Origin of the sequence: Snodgrassella sp. B3882, assembly GCF_026535915.1 — a bacterium.
Lineage (GTDB): Bacteria > Pseudomonadota > Gammaproteobacteria > Burkholderiales > Neisseriaceae > Snodgrassella.
Genome location: NZ_JAFNPF010000003.1, coordinates 26,946 through 43,935, shown reverse-complemented (window position 1 = coordinate 43,935; position 16,990 = coordinate 26,946). Strand labels below are relative to the sequence as shown.

Sequence of the window (16,990 nt, the reverse complement as noted above, 5' to 3'; positions counted from 1 at the left end):
ATTTTCTGTCGTTTAGCTCGGATGTTGTATAAATTCTAAAATGATGTATTTGCTTAGATGAGCTAAATCTACAGCTAAATGATCATTATTGTATGATGGATCAATTAAAATTTTGATGTGTGCTAGATAATATAAAATCTAAAGAAATATAAGCTGGGGATTTGTCAATGCAATGCATTACTGAATAGGAAAATAGAGTGATGCTGGTGGGTCGTGAGCGATTCGAACGCTCGACCAACGGATTAAAAGTCCGCTGCTCTACCGACTGAGCTAACGACCCAACAGGAGCGCGCATTTTAGACATAAGCTTTAATGTTGTCAAGAGGCTTTGTTTACTAATTACGCTAAATACTAAATAGATTTGTACCTGCACATATAGGTATTCGACAAGATTATTTACTTTAGAATTAATATCTGGATTTAATCTCTACAGTGATTGCATTTCTCAGCAAATTAAACACACAACTATTAATTTTTAGCTATCACAGGTGCAACAAAGGGTAATGAATGATTGCATACATAGATCTATGCAGACAATCGACTCTTTTAGTTGCAAAAATGTCTATTGTTTATTGCAATTTCAAGCAAATTTTTTTCAATTTTTTTGGAATAAATCAATATCTTAGCTTGTACGAATAAGATCATACCGAGGTTTGTGGTCATGTTTTTTTAATAACGCCCAAAAAGACGTATCAAATTTAAACCTGACTACACTTAAATTAAATTAATTATAAATTATTTAATATATTCAATTATTTAATATTTTGACATACGCTTTCAACTATAGTCGAATGCAGATGTAAGCCTAACTACATGTATTAATCATTTTAATACAGGTACTACGTTAAGCAAGGTTTTAATTTGGCACTTCACACTCACATCTGTAAGTAAAATAAATGGACAAACAATATAAATTTCAGCAACATGCTAGCTATCGAGCAGACTTGATGCCTGTTCGTACGAGATTGCGGCATAATAAAAAAATCTTATTTAAACTGATTAGTTTAATTGGCGTCACTGTTTTCACTAGTGCCAGAGTACAAGCACAGTGCGCAACAGCAGCATCTGTTCATGCGGCATGTCATGATGACGGAATTAATCAAGTTTATATTTCTCATTTCAGTGGCACCACCATTAATCAGGATGGATACGTTGATAACCGCAATACCGATGCAGTGGATATTCAAACGAGTGAAAATGAGCTCAATGGAACGCTCAATGTCACCAATGAAGCTAATGCCGGGGATCTGACGCTCAATGTAAGAAATAAAAATATCAAAAATATTTCAGCTACGAATTCAGGTCAAGGTGGCATCAATATTCAATTGTACGAGGATATGGTCACGTCCGACGGGACTGGTATCGCCATCACCAATAATCATTCTGCCACCAATCTGAAGATTAACACGCAAGCGATACACAGTAATAGTAAAGGCATAAATGCGGTCAATAATGGATCCGGGGCAACGGTCATCAATGCTAATCGGGAAATTATTTCCTATAATGGTGAAGGCATTTACGCGGTTAATAATAATGATACGACTGACTTAACCATTCAAAGTGCAGCTATCAATGCTAAACAACATGCCATCTATGCCCAAAACAATGGTCATGGGTTAACTAAAATAGACGCTCAACAGCAATTAACCGCACAGAATGGTAATGGTATCTATGCGCAAAATGGAAGCACGACCACTGGTTTGTCCATTCACACAAAAGAAGTAAATGGGGGTCAGAATGGTGTGTATGCGCAAAATAATGGAAGTGGCACGACAACTATTAGTGCAGACGGACAGATCACGGCAATCAATGGTGATGCAGTTCATGCTGAAAATCAGGCAGCAACCACGGATTTGAACTTACACACTCAGGATGTTCGGGGTAAGAATAATGCCATTTACAGTATTAATAATGGCAGTGGGGCCACTGATATTCACATTGCCGGAAATGCAGTGGCGGACAATGGTAATGGTATTTATGCGTTTAACCATGGCACGAATCTCACTATTCAAGCGCAAAATATCAATGGTGTTGCAAGTGGCGTTTATGCATTAAATAATGGATCGGGGCTGACCAAGATTATAACCACTGGTTTAGTTGAAACGACTAATGGCGATGCGATTCATGTGCAAAATGAGGGTCGTACAAGCGGGCTCATTGTGAATGCTCATCAGATTAATAGTCAAAACAATGGCATTTACAGTACGAATAACGGTTTGGGAGACACCATCATTAACGTTGATGGCGATATAACGGCAAATACTGGCAGCGGTATTAGCGCCCAAAATCTAACGCAAAGTGAAAGATTAACGATTAGTGCTCATCATATCAACGCTAATCAAAATGGAATTTATGCCATTAATAATGGGTCTGGTTCAACTTCTATTACCACCACCGGCAATATTGTGGGCAAAAATACTTATGGCATCAGATCTGAAAGTAGTCAGCAGAGCAAAGATACCATCATTAAGCAGTCATCTGGGACAATCAGTGGCGCGATTACCGGCATTAGCGTCATTAATCAGGGTCAAGGCAATACTGATGTCACCGTCAATGGTAAGGTGAATGGTGGTAGTGAGGCCGGCATTTTGATCAATGGGAAAAATGGCGCTCACTCCGACATTATTTTAAACCGTGGTTCGGATGTAGCGGCGGCTTCAAATGTGGCTATTCAGGATTATGATGATAATTCCAATGTTGTTTTGAATAATGGATCTAAGGTAAGTGGGCAGATTTTGCTTGGAAATGGCAGTGATACGCTGACTATCAATCCCGGCGCGGATATTACTGCTTTAACGATGGTAGATGGTGGCGACGATACCAGTCCTAACGATGGCATGGTCGATACTCTAAATATTAATCAGTCATTGACTGGATCTACTTCGTATAATTATACCCCCAATAATGGACGTGCTGGGGACATTGCCATTCGCAATTGGGAAAATATCAATGTCGATCAACAAAGTACGCTCACTTTGAGTGGAGATCTCAATACCAATCAACTCTCTATCGCTGCAGGATCGATGGTGAATCTTATTTCAACCATCAATCAAGCCTCTATCACCGGTAATGTTAATAATGCCGGAAGCATTAGTTTAGGTAATAATCAACCTGATAACAGTTTGAAAATTATTGGTCATTACGTAGGGCAGGATGGCAGATTAGTATTAGATTTAAACCTGAATACGGAAACCAATAATCGCAATGATATAGCTGACAGGTTGATTGTGACGGGTAACACCAGTGGTCATACATTTATAGATTTTTCTTCTATCAATGGACTGGGTGCCGCAACGAAAGATAATGGCATCGAACTGGTCAACGTTGGAGGACAAAGTACGGATAATGCTTTTAGTCTGGTTAAAGGACATGTTGATTCTGGTGCATATGAATATCATTTATTTAAAGGTGATGCACAGAATCAAGGCAACAATTGGTATCTGCGTTCTGAAAAAGATTCTACTAACCCAACTAACCCAACTAACCCGACTAACCCGACTAACCCGACTAACCCGACTAACCCGACTAACCCGACTAACCCGACTAACCCGACTAACCCAACTAACCCAACTAACCCAACTAACCCAACTAACCCAACTAACCCGACTAATCCATCCAATAAAATACCGTTATATCGCAAAGAAGTACCATTATTCGGTGCGGTGGCTGCTCAGCTGCGTCAGGCCGATAGTCTGTTACTTTCTAACTTGCATCAGCGTATAGGTGCTACGCCTGCTGTAACTGAACGAATGAGTTGGGGACGAGTGATTGAAGCCCGAACAGACATTCAGCAAGATGGTCAGGCTCGCATCCGCAGTAAGGGCAATTTTACCGGATTGCAATTGGGTAGTGATGTATGGAATGAACATAACTGGCATTTAGGTGGCTATCTTGGCTATGTGTATGGCGATGTGAAAGTCAACGGTTTTGCCAGCGGGGTCAATGACCATGTAGGCAAAAACACCGTTCACAGCTATTTCCTTGGTTTATATGGTACTTATACCAATGATCAGGCAGCTTACGTTGATATTGTTTTGCAAGGTTCTCATCATCGTGTTGATATTAAACCGAATGGTAACCCAGATAGTCGGGTCAAAGGACATGGCTTAACCGCCTCGCTTGAAGCAGGTAAACCATTTGTTCTCGGTAGCAGTAAATGGCAATTAGAGCCACAGGCACAAATTGTTCATCAGTGGCTCAATCTGGATGACCAAGACATTAGTGGACAGACAACAGTCAAACAAAGCCATAATGATAAATGGTTATTCCGCCTTGGTGCGCGGATGCAAGGTACCTATGCCATAGGTAAAGGAGTCATGCATCCTTATGCACGTGTGAATGTTTTTTATTCACCAAATGGTGCTGATCGCAGCACCTATAGGACTGAGGCAGCGACAACTACATTATCAGCTGGTGCAACACACACCAGTACCGAATTGGCCATTGGTGGTAGCTATCGGCTCAGTGATAAAGTGTCTGCTTATGGCGAAATCGGACATACCTGGTCCAATAGCGGCAAGGCTAAAGTGAAAGCACCAGTGAGTGGTTCGGTTGGCTTAAAAATAAACTGGTAATTGAAATTTATTGGCAAACCCGGTTATTAATTGATACGGCACCTTGACGAAAAAAGTGCCGTATTTTTTATTGGGTATTGTGCTAAATCATCGAGTTAAGACTGCTTCAGTTCAAACGCTTCATGGGTTTGATGAATGACAAATGATAAGATAGAAAATTGAATGGTTACTGAATACAAAAGGATTACGAAATGAAGGGTCACTGTTTCAACTGTATTGGGTTGACGTTGGCAAGCGCTAGCAAAATTTCGGATCATCACCATCACCTATCTGCTCGATACAGCTAGCACTCACGTTGCCAACAAAATCATGACAGCGTTTATTTGTCTATCATTACCCAGTTACATGAATAAATAGAATCATGATTAACATCAAATATTTTGACCTGGATTAAAACAGAATTGACAACCTTTGCTCTAACAATCATTTAATTAAGCGGTAAATTAAGATTTTTTTCAATCTTACTGACTTCCCGAAGAGGTACCAATTTTAATGTCTACCCAATGAATAGCGATAAAAGCGCAGGTAGAAATTTGCTTGAATAGGAGTTTGTTCATTTTAAATATGAATACAGATTTCTGTTATGAGTTTGCGGAATTGAAACCATTTCGCTGCCAATTGATGTCCTGTGGTGTGTAGATTGGCAAGTATATCTAGGATCTACTGGTATGGATTTTTGAAATTCAAATATTACTTTGGTATTAAAGACAACCAGATTATTAACCATGAAAAAGATTTGGTTATCCATGTCGATTGTTAGGATGATCAAATCATATAAATAATCTTTTGCGCAGTATGGAAAAATTTTTGCGTGAATTGCCAATCCTCTTCATTAGATTCAGTTACCAAATCAACACTTATTCCCATTTTTCAGCAGTGTTTCTGATAAAAAAGTTTCCAGAGCAAAGAAGATTAATATTACACATCTGTACTCTTGTTTATGAATAGTTTGATGAATAATCAAACTGGCTATGTATTGGTGCATTTTTAAACGCGGTGATTTTCCATAAAATGATTATGGATGTCTTTTGCATTGGGGAAAAATTATGTTATGCCTTTTTCAAGGCATAAAAATGGAGAAAACAAGAAGTACTAATAAACAGAAATTGGGCATTTTTAAGATCTTGGAACCAATTGTAGAACTACATATTGGGCATGTAGTCAATATGCTGATCAATACATTGTACTAGGTATAAAAAACGAATGGGTGTACAACTCTAAGATTTGGTTGTACACCAAGCTTATATAAAAGCTGAAATGAAAATTAAAAATTGTTTATTTGACGACCAAACCATTCAATCGATCCAATTATTTTGAAATCGTCAGGCGGCGTTTTCAGATCCACGGTAAAAGATTCATACTCTTTATTGGCTGATTTGATCAGTAGTTTATTATCAGGCAAAATTTGTAGGCGTTTAGCAAATAAACTACCATCGATGCGTAATACATATAAGCCATCTTGGGGTTTATTTTTTCTACGATTAATCAGTATGTTATCGCCATTATTTAACACCCCCTGCATGCTATCACCTTTAATTCTTAAAACACTCAAATCTTTAGGGTTAGCGTTGAGGTAATTGATTATCCAGTATTTTCTAAATGCTATTACTAAGTGAGATTCTTCATCGTCAGGCATGCTTCCATGACCTGCGGAAACGTCGATGTTATAACGAGGTATAAAAACAAATTCATCAATATCAACAGGTTTTCCAATAACATCATATATCGCCGAATGGGGCATATTATTTGATTGGATTGATGTGTCAGTGTTATTTTCATTGAGGAAAGGCGAACCTTCACCGGTCATTAGCCAATTTAAATCACATCCAGTTATTTCATTGATTTTTAATAATGTTTCTGCTTTTGGTAGTGTACCTTTATTAAAAATTTTAAACAATCCAACTTGTGAAATACCAATTTTTGACGCGATGGTCGTCATTGTGTCATTCGAAAATAAAACAGTAAGCCTGTCCTTGAATGAATTATTCATATTCTAAACCCTCTTGTTTAGAAATAAGCGACTAAACAAAAAACTTAACAAAAGTTTATTTTTTTGTTAGATTTAAATTTAATCAAAACAAAAAGTTATAAACATTTGTATCGATACACAAAAAAAATACTAAACAAAAGGTTGTGCAGCTTACTTTTGTTTAGTAATATATCCAAAAGTTAATTAAATCATGTTAACCGATGGAGTAAGTCATGATGCAAAAAAATTCAGCAGACTGGCATCGTGCTGATATAGTTGCAGCATTAAAAAAAAAGGGGTGGTCTATTGCTGCATTGTCGCGTGAGGTTGGGCTAAGTTCTAACACTTTAAAAACGGCATTACAAATGCCTTATTTAAAGGGTGAAAAAATCATAGCTAAGGTCATCGGTGTACCACCGGAACAAATTTGGCCTTCTCGCTACGCGCGTCGAAATTATCGACCTATTCTACCAGAATCGTCGGAGAGTAGTAGATAATTAACCAACAGGGGTAAGTAAAAGGAAAAATCTACCATTGTTGTCATCTGAGCGAGCAGATTAACCCTTATCTAAATGGCTAAAATCAAAACAAGATTTAGAGTATAGGGTTAATTGCCAGATTTAGGCTTTTCTTGTTTTGGCAAGATAAGTTCGAGGTGGCTGGCAAAAAGGATGTTGGTTTCAAGTCTATCGATAGATAATCGTCTTAAAATCTAATGCAATTGATCAACGTTTGCTCAAGCAAAAGTTCATACCTCTATTCTGTTTATTAAATTACCCATGACTTTATTTGGTTTTACTTCTAGATAAACCTAGAGTGAATGGGTACGTATTATTAAAACCTATATCTGTGCTTTTTCTCTACTACCCATGGATTTATCTCAATTTGGTTGCTTGTTAGGCCGAACGATCAATTCAGTTCTTTATCTGTTTCTGTACTCAACTTATGTTGGATTTAAGTTGATTTCAGAGTGACATGGTCTTTATTGGCCACACTAAATTGGCTTAAGAATAAAATTTGCGTAAGGAAGATATCTTTTTTTTCTCATTATGATCATGAAACATGATTTATACAGAATTAACACGAATATTAGAATTTATTTGACATAATAGAATTAATTTTACATAAATATTTATCGAATCTTTACTATATGAGCAATTTAGTATCAATACACGATACACGTTTCAAAATAAACTTGTCTTTTTTTTGCACATACCATAAAAATATATTTCTTTTAAATATTAAATATTTAAATTCAATTTTAATATATAACGGATAAGGTTTTGTATATTATGATGGGATTTAAAATAAAGTATTGTAAATTTAGGCTAACGTAAGTTAGAATATAGCAATCGAATGATTTGGTAATTATGCTTTTGATCTTGTAGTTAAATCTGATTTGCTGTGATATTAAAAGTGATGTCAATTTTTGATTTTTTCATTGTTTTTAAATCAAAACCATGTGGCAACGAGAATAATAAAAATGGAAAAAGAATATTCTAGTAAAATTCTGGTAAGACGACTGCTCTGTTCTATCAGTGCCATCATTATGGGCTTACCCTGTTTTATTTATGGAATTGTGGGAGAAAATGAAAATTTTCCTTTGTTGCGGTTTTTACGCGTTCTAACTTTGCATGAACGGATTACTGTTAATGAAATTTTCACCTTTACTTTAGGCGTTATGGCGTTTTTTTCCTCCATTATTTTTCTGGTCATGATTATTGGATGGGTATTCAATCTGCCTTCGGATCGTTCGTGGAAAATAATCATTGTGATTGGTACGATCTGCTGGTTTCCCAATACATTGATATGTTTTTCGCTCGAAAATTTCTTCAAAAGGGTTGATTTACTGATTATCCCTTTAGCATCATTGGTTTTATATCTCACTTTTTGGTATTTCAGTGATCAAACCAATCATCATGATGGATCTGAAATTCAATAGTCTTTGCGTAGGTTTGGGGATGGAAATTTTGTCGTTCAGCAACCCAATTGTTATACTAACCAATTCAACCTATTGTTATTTTCTTAACTTTAATTTTGATAGATTTATCGAATAATTACAACAATACAATAGCATCAATGAATTTGATCAAGTTCTGTTGCCTAGATAGGGGGAATTTTTGCAAACCGCCCATGTTTGGGCGATATGAATTCTATCTGCTAATCATCTTCGTGAACAGAAACGTAATTGCTAAGATCTTTTAGCGCTGCAGCACCATATTGTCACGGTGAATCAACTCTTCTTCAGCCACATATCCTAGTAATTGTTCAATTGCCTGCGATGGCTGCTGTAATAATTTGGTGATTTCACGATCATTGTAATTTATCAGACCTCTGGCCACTTCTGCACCTGAGCAGTCACACACAGCGACTAAAGCACCGCGTTCAAAATGCCCGTTAACAGCGACACAACCAACCGGTAATAAACTGGAATGTTGCCCTATTAGTGCTTGTACGGCTCCTTGATCAATAGTCACTTTTCCGGCAAGTTGTAACTGCCCTGACAACCATTGTTGTCTGGCACTCAATCTGTTGTCATCAGGAGTGAATAGGGTTCCTTGTTGCTCTCCGGCCAGTAAACGCAACAACACGTTTTCTGCATGTCCATTAGCTATATAGGTAGCAGCACCACTTGAAGCAGCACGTCTAGCCGCCAAAACTTTGGTATACATACCACCAGTGCCCACACTGCTGCCAGCCCCGCCAGCCATGGACTCTAAATCGGGATGACTGGCCGCGATCTGCGCGATAAATTGCGCATTGGGATTATGACGTGGGTCACTGTCATACAATCCGTTTTGATCTGTCAGTATGATGAGCAAATCAGCTTCAATCAGATTGGTGACTAAGGCGCCGAGGGTATCGTTATCGCCAAGTTTGATTTCATCGATGGTTACAGTATCATTTTCATTAATGATCGGAACGACATGTTGATTTAGCAATGTACGAATGGTGCTGCGAGAATTCAGATAGCGAGTACGATGGCTCAAATCATCATGGGTTAGCAGAATCTGTGCAGTTTGGATCTGATGCGCTTCAAAAGCCACTTCATACGCTTGCGCCAACCCCATTTGTCCAACAGCTGCCGCAGCTTGCAATTCATTTAAAGCTTTGGGACGTACTTTCCAGCCAAGTCGTTTCATGCCTTCTGCGATGGCTCCACTGGAAACCAAAACGACTTTAATACCCTGCTTTTTTAATTCAGCAATCTGTTTAGCCCAATTGGCTAACGCTTTTTGGTCTACTCCATGTCCCCCATCGGTCACTAAACTGGAACCCACTTTTATCACCACGCTTTTAGCCTGACGAATATCATATTCTGCTGTTTTCACGGTAGTTACGCCATTGCTGTGTTATTTTGAGTTGGTTATTTTACTCGCTACAATTTTGTTTGATAAGCCAGTTAATGAACAAAAGCGAGTTTATGATTTTGACTTCAGTTTGTCACGATTCAACCCACAATGTCGATGGAAAAAAAGCGGTTAAAATTTGATTTATATTTATCTGCAGTCAGATGGTGTGGCACCAGCTCATAAACAATGTGGCATAGTTTTTACAGCAACAGCTTTTTTTATGACTAGTGAAATGGTGCTTTGCCCATTTGTTGTTGTTCATCTGAATCAATTGTAATATTCAATTCCTTTTTTAATTTGTAGCTGTTTACAAAGTATAGATTTGGTAAGCGTTATTTTGCAACAATCAATCAGGATATTAAGCCGTTTAAAATTAAGTTGTTAGCATAGCTTTTGTATTTGATTTTCTTTATCTGGAATGCTTAACATACTCACTTAGCAAAACTTTAGCGGCTAAAAGTCATCTTATTAAACTGAAGCAGTATCACAATCATGCAGTTGACAATCTCTGCTTAGATGATTTTTGTTTTTTAATATTACCATGCAACCTGTTCGATTTGTGCAGCGAGACTGAATTAGCCTTAGCAGCTTAATCACTTTTGTACTGCCAGGCATTAACTCTGGGTTAAGGCCTGAACACACCATGCCATCACGCCATCCGGTACAATGCCCCAGATCAACAGCAATAAACCATTGACGGATAAAACCACTTTTCCCAACCAAGACATGTTGCAATTAGGTGCAGCCACGCTATCTGAGGTGTCGAAATACATGGTTTTCACCACACGCAGATAGTAAAACGCACCAATTAATGACATCACCACTGCATACACTGAAACCCATACATAGCCACTAGAAAGCAATGCTTTGATAACCGCCAGTTTGGCATAGAAGCCCATTAAGGGTGGAATGCCGGCCATGGAGAACATCGCCAACAGCATTAAGAACGCATACCAGGCATTTTTCTGATTCAAACCGGCCAGATCGCTGATGTTCTGGCATTCGATATCTTTCGTGGATAACAGCATCAAAATGGCAAAGGCCACAGAAGCCATTAAAGCGTAGGTAATGGCATAGTACATGGCAGCGGTGCAGCCGACTTCGCCAGCCAACAGCGCCAGCAGGATAAAGCCCATATGTGCCACGGTAGAGAAACCGAGCATACGCTTGATACAGGTTTGCATGATGGCGGCGAGATTACCGATAAACAATGAAGCTATACCCAACAGCAGTAACAATTCGCGCCAGCTTTCCCATTGCGTCAGCAGACCATACACCAGAATGCGGAATGCAAATACGGTGGCGGCGATTTTTGGCGCCGTACCGACCAGTGCAGTCACTGCAGTTGGCGCGCCCTGATACACATCGGGTACCCACATATGGAAAGGCACAGCACCCAGCTTAAATACGATACCGGCTACAATAAATACTACGCCTAGTTTTAGTAACCATGGATTGGTGGTTTCCTGACTGGCAGCCAGTACTTGCTGCAACTGCAAAGTACCCGTTGCACCATAGACCAGAGAAATACCATACAGCAGTATTCCGGAAGCCAATGCACCGAGAACAAAATATTTCAGCGCCGCTTCTGCCGCCTGAGCACTATCGCGTTGCAGAGCTATCAAGGCATACAACGCCAGTGACAATAATTCCAACCCAACATACAAGGTTAAGAAATGGCATGCAGAAACCATGATGTTCATGCCCAACAGAGCAAACAAGGTCAAAGTGTAAAATTCACCCTGATAAATATTTCTGGCACGAAGATAAGCCTGACTGTAGATAAAAACGGCTATCACCAATCCATACATACATAATTTGGCCAATTGAGCCATGCCATCAAGCACAAACATGTCGTGGAAGGCATATTGTGGCTGCTGTTTCCACACCAGACACTGCACTACAGCGGTCAAAATCAGGCCGATAACAGACAGGGTACAGGTTATCCAGCGTTGACGGTCGTTCAGCCATAAATCTACCAGCAGTACGGCAAACAGTACGCCAGTTAGCACCAATTCCGGTACAGCGGGAATTATTGTTAAATCTGTCCAGTTCATTCACATTTCCTTACAGTTTGCTTTGTGCCGCTTGGACAATTAAATCATTAGCTGCCTGATGCACGACGGCGATGAAGGGTTCGGGATATAGACCAAAACCAAGTACCGCTACGGCCAAAATCACCAGAATAAGCAGTTCGCGTTTATTCACATCTTTTAATTGCGCCACTTCAGGGTTTTTGATGGCACCAAAAATTACCCGTTTAAACATCCACAGAGTATAGGCAGCACCATAAATCAGGGTCAGTGCCGCTAGTGCGCCAATCCAGAAATTGGTTTTTACCGCACCGACAATCACCATGAATTCACCCACAAAGCCGGAAGTACCGGGTAGACCAGCATTGGCCATGGCAAACAGCAGCATAAAGGAGGCAAATATTGGCATGCTGTTAACCACGCCACCATAAGCGGAGATATCACGGGTATGCATGCGGTCATACATGACACCAATGCTCATAAACATGGCTGCTGAAACAAAGCCATGTGACAGCATCTGCATGATGGCACCTTTAAATGCCCAATCATTTAGATAACCACCGGTAAACAGGAAAAAACCTAGGGTTACAAATCCCATGTGGCTAATAGAAGAATATGCCACCAGTTTTTTCATATCGGTTTGTACCAGTGCCACCATACCAATATAAATCACGGCAATCAGACTCAGCACAATAATTGCTGGGGCAAAATAGCGTGCTGCATCCGGCAGAATCGGCAACATAAAGCGCAGAAATCCATATCCACCAATTTTTAGGGTAATGGCCGCCAGCACCATGGAACCACCAGTTGGTGCTTCGACGTGGGCATCCGGCAACCATGTATGTACCGGCCACATGGGTACTTTCACTGCAAAAGACAGGAAAAAACCGATAAACAGCAGCACCTGTGCAGTCATGGCCAGATGTTTGATATTGTGCCAGCTTTCGATAGCAAAGCCACCAGTCTGATTAGACAGGTAAACAAAACCCACCAGCATGAGCAATGAACCCATCAGGGTATAGAGGAAGAATTTGATGGAAGCGTAGACGCGTCGCGAACCTCCCCAGATACCGATAATCAGATACATCGGTATTAGCATGCCTTCGAAGAATACATAAAACAGAATGGCATCCATGGCTGCAAACGCACCATTGATTAGACCAGACATAATCAAGAACGCCGCCATATACTGTGCCGGTCGTTTTTGAATCACCTGCCAGCCAGCCAGCACCACCAACAAGGTGGTGAAGCTATTCAGTATCACAAACAGTACGGACAGACCATCCACGCCCAAGGCATAGTTGATGTTGAGGCTATCGATCCAGACATGAAATTCTGTGAATTGAAAGCCCCCGTTTGAGCGGTCAAAATTACAGAACAGCGGTATGGTGATGAGGAAAGACACCAGTGCACCGATTAAGGCCAGCACTCTGGCTATCCCAGCGTGCCGGTCTAAACCGGTAGCCAGTACTACGATTCCTGCCACTATAGGCAGCCAAATCGCTAAACTGAGTAAGTAATCGTACATATCTATAGCCTAAAAATACTAAGTTGAATGCCTTGAATTAACCGCCGAACATGGATTTCAGCAACGGCCAGAATGTCCATGCCACCAATACAAATACACCCAGCACCATGGCAGTGGCATAGGTATAGAGGTAGCCGGTTTGAATTCGCCGCACCAGTGCAGCCACTGTAGCCACAACACGCGCAGCACCGTTAACAATTAGTTTATCGATGATGAGCACATCACCAACTTTCCAGAACAGCGTTCCCAGCACTCGGCTGCCTCTGGCAAAAACGTTGTAGTAAAGAGCATCCAAATAGTATTTGTTGTCCAACAAGGTATATATCGGACGGATGGAAGCCACAATCCGCGCCGGAATCTGTGGCTTTTTCAGGTAGAAAAACCAGGCCAGAACCACACCGGCAATGACCAGCCATAACACTGGTGTAGTCAAGCTGTGCACAGCCATAGCAAAAATACCGTGGTATTCTTCTGTTACGGTGGCCAATGCAGGGTGGGCAGCACTGTTGATGAAAATGACATTATGGTAAAAATCGCTGAAGAGCATCGGTTTGATTGCCCACATACCGACAAACACCGATGGGATCGCCAGTAAAATCAGCGGAATAGTCACCACCAGCGGGCTTTCATGTGGATTATCCTGTGGACGCAGACCATGGTGCTCCTCACCGTGATGATGTTCGTCCTGTCCGCCCTGACGCCATTTTTCTTCACCATGGAACACCAGAAAATACAGGCGGAAGGAATAGAAAGCGGTGACAAATACACTGGCTACCAGTGCCACATAAGCAAAGCTGCTAAAAGGCAGTGTTGAAGCTTTTACCGCATCGATGATGGAATCTTTGGAATAAAAACCGGAGAAGAATGGCGTACCAATCAGAGACAAAGAACCAATCAACATGCAAATCCACGTTACTGGCATGTATTTACGCAGTCCACCCATGTGGCGCATATCTTGATCATGATGCATGCCCATAATCACACTACCGGCTGCCAGAAATAACAGTGCTTTGAAGAAAGCATGGGTCATCACATGGAAGACAGCAATATTGTAGGCAGAGGCACCCAGTGCTACGGTCATATAGCCTAACTGCGACAGGGTGGAATAAGCAATCACACGTTTGATGTCGTGCTGAATCATGCCTAAAAAGCCCATAAATAGTGCGGTGATGGTACCGGAAACCATGATGACACCAAGCGCAGTATCAGATAATTCATACAATGGTGACATGCGCGCTACCATGAAGATACCAGCGGTCACCATGGTAGCGGCATGAATCAGAGCAGAAATTGGTGTCGGGCCTTCCATCGAGTCCGGCAACCATACATGTAATGGAAACTGGGCTGATTTACCCATGGCACCGACAAACAGCAAAATACAGGTCACGGTAATCAGTGACCATGGATGGCCGGCAATCAGTTCAATGGTGGCGTTTTTGACTTGATCGATGTGCTGGAATACATCGGCATAGCGCAGACTGCCGCCAAAATAAGCCAGAATCAGACCAATACCCAGCACAAAGCCGAAGTCACCAACACGGTTGACCAGAAAGGCTTTCAGGTTAGCAAAGATGGCACTGTCGCGTTTGTAATAAAAACCAATCAGCAGATAAGACACCAGACCTACGGCTTCCCAGCCGAAAAATAACTGGATGAAATTATTACTCATCACCAGCATCAGCATGGAGAAAGTAAACAGGGAAATATAGCTGAAGAAACGCTGGTAACCATCGTCGTCACTCATGTAGCCGATGGTATAAATATGCACCATCAGGGAGACACTGGTTACGATGACCAGCATGGTAGCGGTGAGGGTATCAATGAGAAATCCCACGGAGAAATCCAGCCCGCCCATGGTCAACCATGTATAGACATTTTCATCAAATGGCTGCCTACTGCCAGTCATAAAGCCATAGAGTACCCACGCCGACAATACGGCAGATAGGGCAACGCCGGCGATGGTGACACTGTGCGCCCCTTTTCGGCCTATCAGCTTACCGCCCAATCCGGCCAGTAGGGAACCAATGAGCGGAGCCAAAGCAATAATTAGATAAACACACATAATTTTCTCTCGTTCCTCTCCACCCTCATCCTTTGAGGCTGTCCAGATCCTGTACGTTAATGCTTTGGCGGTTGCGGAAAATCAGCACCATAATCGCCAGCCCGATAGCCGATTCAGCCGCGGCCACAGTCAGAATAAAAAACACGAAAATCTGTCCGGCGCTATCGCCGAGATAACGGGAAAAGGCGACAAAGTTAAAATTCACCGCCAGCAGCATCAGTTCGATGGACATCAGCAGCACCAGCGTGTTTTTGCGGTTCATGAAAATGCCCATGGCCGAGATGGCAAATAAGATGGCGCTGAGTACCAAATAATGAGTTAAGGTAATCATGCTTTCTGCTCCCCTTCTGAGGCTTCTTCTTGGTTATTGGCTGCGGATACAGTGATTTCAGGCTGCATTTTCACCATCCGGAAGCGGTCTTTGGCCTGTACCTTAACCTGCTCGGCCGGATTGGTACGACGTGGGTTGTGGGTTGGCCGGTGCACCAGAGCAATAGCAGCCACCATGCCCAGCACCAGCAATACGGCGGCGAGTTCAAACGGTAACAGATAGGTGGTGTATATCTGCATGCCCAAATCACGTACATTGCTGTAGTCAGCAGGCAGTGGATTGTCCGTACCCAAATGTGCCAAATCAAGTTGCGGATTCACCAAAATCACAATGAGTAAGGCGGCGGTCAGTATTCCAACTAGCGCAGCAATCGGTGCATGGCGCCAGAAGCCAGCGCGCATCTGTTCGATATCGATGTTGAGCATCATGATGACAAACAGGAACAGCACCATCACCGCACCTACATACACCACCACCAGCACGATACCGAGAAACTCGGCTTGCATCAGAATCCACATCATGGCACTGGCACAGAAGGTCAGCACCAGAAACAGAACCGCATGCACCGGATTTTTGGCAATCACGGTATTGATGGCGCCGAGCAGTATGACCGCTGCAAAGACATAAAACAGGATTAACGGTAAATTCATGACCACCTCTTAACGATAGGGTGCATCAGCGGCTTTGCATTTGGCGATGTCTTCTTCATAGCGATCGCCAATGGCCAGCAACATGGGTTTAGTCAAATACAAATCACCGCGGTTTTCGCCGTGATATTCAAATATTCTGGTTTCAACAATGGCGTCTACTGGACAGGCTTCTTCACAAAAACCGCAGAAGATGCATTTGGTCAGATCGATATCGTAGCGGGTGGTACGGCGTGTGCCATCCTCGCGTTTTTCTGATTCAATATTAATTGCCATTGCTGGACAGACAGCTTCACATAACTTGCAAGCAATACAGCGTTCTTCTCCATTGGGATAGCGTCGTTGTGCATGCAGCCCTCGAAAGCGAACTGATTGCGGAGTTTTTTCTTCCGGAAAATAGATGGTTTCTTTACGAGCAAAAAAGTTCTTTAAAGTCACTTTCATGCCGGCAAGCAACTCGGTCATCAGAAAAGTTTTAATAATATTTGCCATA

11 protein-coding genes and 1 tRNA gene are annotated in these 16,990 nt (G+C 41.5%); 3 read left to right on the top strand and 9 right to left on the bottom strand.

What is annotated here, in order from left to right; genetic code table 11:
- Positions 1-204: 204 nt before the first annotated feature.
- Positions 205-280, bottom strand: a tRNA-Lys gene (locus J3U68_RS09445).
- Between the two features lie 616 nt (positions 281-896).
- Between J3U68_RS09445 and J3U68_RS09440 the strand changes: the two genes are divergently transcribed.
- The gene (locus J3U68_RS09440; RefSeq protein WP_267376388.1) at positions 897-4,574 is read left to right on the top strand and encodes an autotransporter outer membrane beta-barrel domain-containing protein; all 3,678 of its coding nucleotides are present in this window, start codon (positions 897-899) and stop codon (positions 4,572-4,574) included.
- Positions 4,575-5,838: 1,264 nt separating this feature from the next.
- Here the strand turns inward: J3U68_RS09440 and J3U68_RS09435 are convergent.
- Positions 5,839-6,564 (bottom strand): helix-turn-helix transcriptional regulator, encoded by a 726-nt coding sequence (locus J3U68_RS09435; protein WP_267376387.1) that lies wholly within the window; start codon positions 6,562-6,564, stop codon positions 5,839-5,841.
- Positions 6,565-6,779: 215 nt separating this feature from the next.
- On the opposite strand from J3U68_RS09435, the gene J3U68_RS09430 reads away from it, so the two are divergent.
- Together J3U68_RS09430 and J3U68_RS09425 are read left to right on the top strand one after the other, a co-directional pair.
- Entirely contained in the window at positions 6,780-7,040 is a 261-nt protein-coding gene (locus tag J3U68_RS09430) for a helix-turn-helix domain-containing protein (protein WP_267376433.1), read from the top strand.
- Between the two features lie 986 nt (positions 7,041-8,026).
- A complete protein-coding gene (locus tag J3U68_RS09425) occupies positions 8,027-8,485 on the top strand; it encodes a hypothetical protein (RefSeq protein WP_267376386.1) in 459 nt (152 codons plus the stop codon).
- Positions 8,486-8,744: 259 nt separating this feature from the next.
- Here the strand turns inward: J3U68_RS09425 and proB are convergent, their stop codons facing one another.
- From proB to nuoI, 7 genes are all read right to left on the bottom strand, one after another.
- A complete protein-coding gene (gene proB / locus J3U68_RS09420) occupies positions 8,745-9,875 on the bottom strand; it encodes a glutamate 5-kinase (protein ID WP_267376385.1) in 1,131 nt (376 codons plus the stop codon).
- Positions 9,876-10,510: 635 nt separating this feature from the next.
- A complete protein-coding gene (gene nuoN, locus J3U68_RS09415; protein ID WP_267376384.1) occupies positions 10,511-11,953 on the bottom strand; it encodes an NADH-quinone oxidoreductase subunit NuoN in 1,443 nt (480 codons plus the stop codon).
- 10 nt (positions 11,954-11,963) lie between these two features.
- On the bottom strand, positions 11,964-13,457 hold the full coding sequence (locus J3U68_RS09410) for an NADH-quinone oxidoreductase subunit M (RefSeq protein WP_267376383.1): 1,494 nt from the start codon (positions 13,455-13,457) through the stop codon (positions 11,964-11,966).
- 37 nt (positions 13,458-13,494) lie between these two features.
- Complete coding sequence (gene nuoL, locus J3U68_RS09405; RefSeq protein WP_267376382.1) at positions 13,495-15,519, bottom strand: NADH-quinone oxidoreductase subunit L; 2,025 nt, start codon at positions 15,517-15,519, stop codon at positions 13,495-13,497.
- A gap of 25 nt (positions 15,520-15,544) precedes the next feature.
- The gene (gene nuoK / locus J3U68_RS09400) at positions 15,545-15,850 is read right to left on the bottom strand and encodes an NADH-quinone oxidoreductase subunit NuoK (RefSeq protein WP_267376381.1); all 306 of its coding nucleotides are present in this window, start codon (positions 15,848-15,850) and stop codon (positions 15,545-15,547) included.
- Entirely contained in the window at positions 15,847-16,500 is a 654-nt protein-coding gene (locus J3U68_RS09395; protein ID WP_267376380.1) for an NADH-quinone oxidoreductase subunit J, read from the bottom strand. The genes nuoK and J3U68_RS09395 overlap by 4 nt, the downstream gene beginning before the upstream one ends.
- A 9-nt stretch (positions 16,501-16,509) precedes the next feature.
- Positions 16,510-16,989, bottom strand: coding sequence for an NADH-quinone oxidoreductase subunit NuoI (nuoI, locus tag J3U68_RS09390; RefSeq protein ID WP_267376379.1), 480 nt, complete (start codon positions 16,987-16,989; stop codon positions 16,510-16,512).
- Position 16,990: the final 1 nt, after the last annotated feature.

Bases quoted from the DNA above. Each gene is read 5' to 3' on its own strand.
- J3U68_RS09410 (WP_267376383.1), bottom strand. From the start codon at position 13,457: ATGTACGATTACTTACTCAGTTTAGCGATTTGGCTGCCTATAGTGGCA.
- J3U68_RS09430 (WP_267376433.1), top strand. From the start codon at position 6,780: ATGCAAAAAAATTCAGCAGACTGGCATCGTGCTGATATAGTTGCAGCA.
- J3U68_RS09425 (WP_267376386.1), top strand. From the start codon at position 8,027: ATGGAAAAAGAATATTCTAGTAAAATTCTGGTAAGACGACTGCTCTGT.
- nuoK (WP_267376381.1), bottom strand. From the start codon at position 15,850: ATGATTACCTTAACTCATTATTTGGTACTCAGCGCCATCTTATTTGCC.
- nuoL (WP_267376382.1), bottom strand. From the start codon at position 15,519: ATGTGTGTTTATCTAATTATTGCTTTGGCTCCGCTCATTGGTTCCCTA.
- nuoN (WP_267376384.1), bottom strand. From the start codon at position 11,953: ATGAACTGGACAGATTTAACAATAATTCCCGCTGTACCGGAATTGGTG.
- nuoI (WP_267376379.1), bottom strand. From the start codon at position 16,989: ATGGCAAATATTATTAAAACTTTTCTGATGACCGAGTTGCTTGCCGGC.
- J3U68_RS09435 (WP_267376387.1), bottom strand. From the start codon at position 6,564: ATGAATAATTCATTCAAGGACAGGCTTACTGTTTTATTTTCGAATGAC.
- J3U68_RS09440 (WP_267376388.1), top strand. From the start codon at position 897: ATGGACAAACAATATAAATTTCAGCAACATGCTAGCTATCGAGCAGAC.
- J3U68_RS09395 (WP_267376380.1), bottom strand. From the start codon at position 16,500: ATGAATTTACCGTTAATCCTGTTTTATGTCTTTGCAGCGGTCATACTG.